The sequence below is a fragment of the Spirochaetia bacterium 38H-sp genome (genome assembly GCA_039023545.1).
Taxonomy (GTDB): domain Bacteria; phylum Spirochaetota; class Spirochaetia; order Winmispirales; family Winmispiraceae; genus Rarispira; species Rarispira pelagica.
Window position 1 is genome coordinate 1 of sequence record JBCHKQ010000008.1, and the last position, 5,712, is coordinate 5,712.

The 5,712-nt window shown below is 41.4% G+C and carries 7 protein-coding genes; all 7 read left to right on the plus strand.

Annotation, left to right across the window (positions count from 1 at the left end):
• Positions 1–451: hypothetical protein (locus WKV44_10385; GenBank protein MEM5948946.1), on the plus strand; the 451-nt coding region annotated here is incomplete at its 5' end.
• 18 nt (positions 452–469) lie between these two features.
• Positions 470–853, plus strand: a complete 384-nt coding sequence (locus tag WKV44_10390) for an Imm50 family immunity protein (protein ID MEM5948947.1) — start codon at positions 470–472, stop codon at positions 851–853.
• Between the two features lie 220 nt (positions 854–1,073).
• Entirely contained in the window at positions 1,074–2,006 is a 933-nt protein-coding gene (locus WKV44_10395) for a hypothetical protein (protein ID MEM5948948.1), read from the plus strand.
• Between the two features lie 280 nt (positions 2,007–2,286).
• Entirely contained in the window at positions 2,287–3,468 is a 1,182-nt protein-coding gene (locus WKV44_10400) for an RHS repeat-associated core domain-containing protein (protein MEM5948949.1), read from the plus strand.
• A gap of 100 nt (positions 3,469–3,568) precedes the next feature.
• Positions 3,569–3,919 carry a hypothetical protein gene (locus tag WKV44_10405; protein ID MEM5948950.1) on the plus strand — a complete coding sequence of 117 codons (351 nt, stop codon included), beginning with the start codon at positions 3,569–3,571 and terminating at the stop codon, positions 3,917–3,919.
• A gap of 411 nt (positions 3,920–4,330) precedes the next feature.
• Positions 4,331–5,005: a hypothetical protein gene (locus WKV44_10410; protein MEM5948951.1), complete on the plus strand. Its 675-nt coding sequence runs from the start codon at positions 4,331–4,333 to the stop codon at positions 5,003–5,005.
• Positions 5,006–5,013: 8 nt separating this feature from the next.
• Positions 5,014–5,547 carry a hypothetical protein gene (locus tag WKV44_10415; protein MEM5948952.1) on the plus strand — a complete coding sequence of 178 codons (534 nt, stop codon included), beginning with the start codon at positions 5,014–5,016 and terminating at the stop codon, positions 5,545–5,547.
• Positions 5,548–5,712: the final 165 nt, after the last annotated feature.

Sequence of the window (5,712 nt, forward strand, 5' to 3'; positions counted from 1 at the left end):
CAAGTATGTGGATCCGGATGGGAGATGGTTTGGGGCAGATGATATTATTACAGGGCCTGTAGATGAAGTATTAGTGTTAGGAATCCTTGGAGTGTTGTCATTATTAGGGGTAAAAGAGGCTCAGGACACTCTTGAAACAGTAACCGAAGTATTTGAGAATGGGTTTAATGGTATTTTCACTAGTAAAGAAGAAACAAATGATGGACCTGAAATAACTACAGATAATCCACCAATACGGGGAAAACCAAATAGCACAACACGACAAGTAGATGAAAATGGCAACCCAATAAAAGATAGACACTATGGACCCGATGGAAATGCAGATTATGATATAGACCATACAGACCATGGTAATCCAACAAATCATCCCGATGTTCCTCACAAACACGATTGGGATTGGACTAATCCTGACAGTCCTGTTAGAGGTCCAGGAGCACCAATAGAACAATAGAATAAGAGGAGAACATATATGAATAATGATATTATTGGTAAAAAAATTATTGAAGATTATTTCGGATATTTCCCCACTTTTCATGATTGTGAAATTGTTGAACTAAAATTCAATAGAGATAAGAATTATGCTGAAATTACACTCTATGTTTTTGATACTGCAAAAGAAACTGATGATAATGGACATTTCAAAAAACAAAAAGAATGTTTTATCTCATTTGAAATAAGAAATTTAGAAGATATGTTATTAAAAGGATTTAATCATCAAAATGTATTAGAAAGAATAAGATTTGTAAAAACTGATGATGATAAAATCAAGATATATTTAGATGGATGCTTTGGTTTATCAGGATATATTAAAGCAGAAAAAGTATCCGTTCTATCATTAAAAAGTAAAGAATAACAACTACTGATATGTCAGATAGATTATGCAACCCCTTTTCTGTAAATTACGGAAGAAGCAGGTCGATTGTCAGACTCGGGCAAGTAACGTTTTTCGCTCTGCCATTGATCGTGTTGCTCGATCAACATGGAAAGTCTCGGGCGCGGTCGTCTACGACAGCGCGGGGCGGACAGTCGCGGAAGGGAAGCCCGTGTTTGTGGAGGGAGTTTCGTATCCGGCCATGGTGGGAATCGTTTGGCCGACCACCAAAGCGTATGACTCTCTGGAGCGCGTGACCACGGTGACGGAGTCTGACGGTAGCGTAGTCACGATTTCCTACGGCATACAGAACGAACGGCGCTACCAGAAGACCGTAGATCCCCTCATGAACGCGAGCATCCAGTTCTCGGACATCCGGGAAAATATCCTCGAGGTGCAGCGCCTGAACAGCTCTGGTACGGTGCTGACGAGGGCGCGCTACGAATACAACGCCCTCGGGGAAATGCTCTGCGCCCTCGATGACAGGGGCACACCGGTTACGGTTAGCTACGACCTCCTCGGCCGCAAAACCGCCCTTGAGTCCCCGAACTCAGGCCGGGTTGAATACAGCTATGATAACGCGAGCAACGTGGTCCGAAAGACCGACAGCAACGTCCGGGCAAAGGGCGAAGCCATTAGCTACGTCTATGATGAGCTTAATCGCCTTATAAAGACCGATTACTCCCGCAGCCCTGACGTGACCTATGTGTACGGAGGCCCTGAGATCTCGAGTTTGAACGGAGCAGGGCGGCTCCTCTCGGTCACGGACGGCACGGGCACGACAAGCTACAGCTATGGCATGCTCGGCGAGGTGACCGGTAAGACGCGCACCATAGAGCGGCTCACGGGCTACACCGATCCTGAAACCGCAACCTTTGCGTACTGCACGAACTACCTTGGGCAGATGGACAGCATCACGTATCCTGACGGAGAAACCATAACCTACCGCTACGACCGAGGTGGCAACCTCTCGGGCGTTACCGGCATCCTGGAGAGCGATTACGGCCCCGTGGTGACCGAGTATGTGAAGGACAGCGCGTACAACCCTCGGGGACAGCGCACCTACATCGAGTACGCAAACGGCGTCCGCACACGGTACGAGTACGATAAAGACCTCACGTGGCAGATATTGTAAAATAAGCTTTGCAATTTGATAGTTAAAAAGCAGCAGTCAAATACTGCTCTCCTTTCTTTGCCCCTTATTTGCCGGAGGCAGGAGCGGCCGCAGCCTGCTTGCTGTGGTGTGCTGCATAGGCTGCGGCTGCGACGTTCGGTATAAAGTCTTAAAAATTGTGAAGCAAAGTTTGGTAACGTTGTGTTATAATGTTGGAGGCTGGTTTTAGAGAAGGGAAGTATGGGAGAGGCGTTATGAGTGGGATGAGGAGAACAGGCTTAAGGCGAGCATAGAGGGGGATTTGACAGTAAATTATGTGTACGGAGCGGATGGAGAGAGAGCGGTAAAGTACAGCAGGCTTGGGGAGACTTTGTATTTTGACAGCATGTGGGTGGTGTGTCCTGACAGAAGAGAGCAGATGAGCAAGAATGTGTATGTGGGAGAGGTGAGGGTAGCGACCAGGGTAAACGCACGTACAAATGGGAGTGTGGCATATGCAGTGGAGAATACCTATTATTACCACAGTGACCATGTGGGGAGTGCGCAGCTTGTAACGGATTACCGTGGGGAGATATATGAGAGGATAGAGTATACGCCGTACGGGGAAGTGTGGATAGAGAGTAAGGCTGGCAGCGGATTGTACAGTACGCCGTACAGGTTTACGGGTAATGAGCTTGATGAGGAGACAGGGCTGTATTATTACGGAGCAAGGTATCTTGATCCAAAGACTAGCAGGTGGATAAGCTCAGACCCTGCGCTTGGGGAGTATGTGCCGGTAGCTCCTGTAAGTGATGAGGCGCGTAAGCACAACCAGAGCCTGCCCGGTATGGGAGGTGTGTACAATCTTGTAAATCTGCAGCTGTATCATTATGCGGGGAATAATCCGGTGAAGTATATTGATCCGGATGGGAGAAGGATATTGATTGCAGATGAATTGGCTTTGATAAGTCATGTTATTGGATTTGATGCATCACATGTCTATATAAATGATTCTGTTAAAGGGCGGGCATATTCTCTCCCATGGAATTACATTGGAATAAATCCCAATCCTATGGGGTCCATATGGGGTAAGTCGTTATTAGTTCATGAGGCTTTTCATCAACAGCAGTATTCTGAAAATATCTTTTGTTTTTTTGTACTTGTTGGAGAGCAAATATTATATAAATTAGGTGTGGATGTTTATGATTATAATCAATTAGAGTTTATATCAGGAAAGTTAACGATTAAAACTCTTAGAGACATTCATTATCTTGAGGCACAAGCGCAATTTGTTCAAGATTTTACAAAATTCTATCTTGAATATAAATCATATTTAGAAGAAGCCAGTGATTTAACAAATTCTAAAACAGAGAGGGATTTTGCATTTAGAATGGCTAATTTAAAATATCGTATAGCTCAGAGGTATGCACAGGTTTTGTATGCTTCAGGTAAATCGTCAGCTGCTATCTTTGAGGTTAAAGAAATTAGAGAATTGAAAGAATAGGAGGAGAGAGATGCGAGGGATTGTTTATTGTAGTTTAATTTTTTTGTTGGTTGTTTCAACTTTGACTGCAATGAGTAAGGATATCTCATCAAATATCCAGGTGCTTAAAAGCTCGGACGGGTTGATTGTAAAAATATCAGATTCACCGTTTTATGTCCGTAGCTGTATGATTACTGCTATAAGCAAAGTTGAATATCCGGGAATGATAGATTCTTTTTCAAAGGAGTATATGTCTAATAAGAAAGTAAAAGCATGGGAAGAAAATTTATCATCAATGCATAAGGATATGGAGATAAGTTTAATAACCAATGTGCTTTATGAATTAGTCGTAGAGACAGATAGGAAATATTATGTAACTTATTTTATTTTAGTGGATTTAAAGAACCCGGATAAGAATATACCTGTAGATTATTCTGATAATAATTTTATTTTATTGGTAAAAGGGGATTAATTTGTTGGCAAATAAAGATAACATCTGCAAGTATAAAATGGGCTGTGTTAGGTATAGATAGTTTATACTTATATCACAATGAATAAATATAAAAAATGTGTAAAGCAGGCCTTATTAACTTTTCTTTCCTTTTGCCCCATGTTTGCCGGAGGCAGGAGCGGCCGCGGCCTGCTGGCTGTGCTGTGTCACATAGGCTGCGTCTGCGACGTTCGGTGTAAAAATTAAAAAGCAGAGTATTAAAAGATTGTGTTATAATATTGATGACTGATATCAGAGAAGGGAAACGGAGGATAGGGTTATCTTGCCCCAAAGACGAGCAGGTGGATAAGCTCAGACCCTGCACTTGGTGAGTACATACCGGTAGCCCCTGTAAGTGATGAGGCGCGTAAGCACAACCGGAGCCTGCCGGGGATGGGAGGTGTGTACAACCTTGTAAACCTGCAGCTGTACCATTATGCGGGGAATAATCCGGTGAAGTATATTGATCCGGATGGGAGGGTTCCCTTTTTAGTGGTAACAGCTGCGATTGGAGCTGTTGTAGGAGGAGTAGCAGGAGGAATTATAGGTGGTGTTAAGTCCTATAATGAGACAGGTAAAGTAGATTGGAAACAGGTTGGAGTAGGAGCAGCAATAGGAGCTGGCACTGGGGCTGTGGTTGGAGCAACACTTGGGGCTGCCACTGCTTATGTTGCGACCGGAAGTGCAACAGCTTCTACAAGTGCGGTAGCAGCATCAATCAGTGGAACTGCTGCAGCAGAGGTCACAACCGCAGGTGCTGCTGGAACTAAAATGCCCAACATTGGAAGTAAACTAGAATATGTTTTTGGAAAGGCAACCGGAAATATTCACAATATAAAACGTTCACAAGAAATGTTGAGAAGTTTAGAGAAAATAGGTATTTACGATAATGAAGTTGGTAGAACATATTTTCAAAATGCATTGATCGAATCTTTTTATAATGGTCCTGGTGTTGTTCAAGCGAATGGAAGAATAGCGAAAGATTTTCTTTTGATGGGGCCAAATGGTGGAGTTAAAGTCCAAGCTGTTTGGGAAGGAACAAAATTAATTACAGTAAATATTTATTAGGAGTGAATATGAAAAATAATTTTAATAACTATAGAATAAATTTGACTATAATGGATAGTAAATCAGAATTACTTGAATATTTAGCAAGATTTAAAAATAATTCATTGTTATTAGGTCAAGATTCAGAAGTAGAGGATACATTTACATTAATAGAACTTTATCAAGATGATATCTCCGATATTTATTTTGTAATTGGTATAATTTCAGAATCTTCAATAAAGCCGGAATACTTAATGGCAAAAGGTGTTAATAAGCTGTTTTTGGGTTTTAACAGAGAAGTGAATGTTTTTGATATTCAAAAAAAAGAAAATGAAATAAAAATCGAATTAGGAACAAGATTTGCTACATTTATTGAAGTAGAAAACATTATTCTGATTATGTTTGAAACAGGATGCCTCTCTGTAACTCAAAATGGCAGTGAAATTTGGAAAATAGATAAAGATGTTGTTGAAGATTTCATAATTGATGGTAGTTTGTTAGAATTGTGTTTTATTGACGAAGATTCCTGTAAGGTATCTATTAAAGATGGTAGAATAATATGATTAATTTTCGTATTTGAGCAGTCAAGATATAGTATAGTGGACATCATTGTCTAGACAGAATTTTATGAATCCTAATGGGATTTATTGGGTATGAGATAGTTTAATGGGAGTAAAAACTCTTTTTATTGAAAAGGCTTAGTTTATTGCCTGCCTTTGCCCCGTGTT

Coding starts and splice junctions, on each gene's coding strand:
- WKV44_10390 (MEM5948947.1), top strand. CDS start 470: ATGAATAATGATATTATTGGTAAAAAAATTATTGAAGATTATTTCGGA.
- WKV44_10395 (MEM5948948.1), top strand. CDS start 1,074: ATGGTGGGAATCGTTTGGCCGACCACCAAAGCGTATGACTCTCTGGAG.
- WKV44_10410 (MEM5948951.1), top strand. CDS start 4,331: ATGGGAGGTGTGTACAACCTTGTAAACCTGCAGCTGTACCATTATGCG.
- WKV44_10415 (MEM5948952.1), top strand. CDS start 5,014: ATGAAAAATAATTTTAATAACTATAGAATAAATTTGACTATAATGGAT.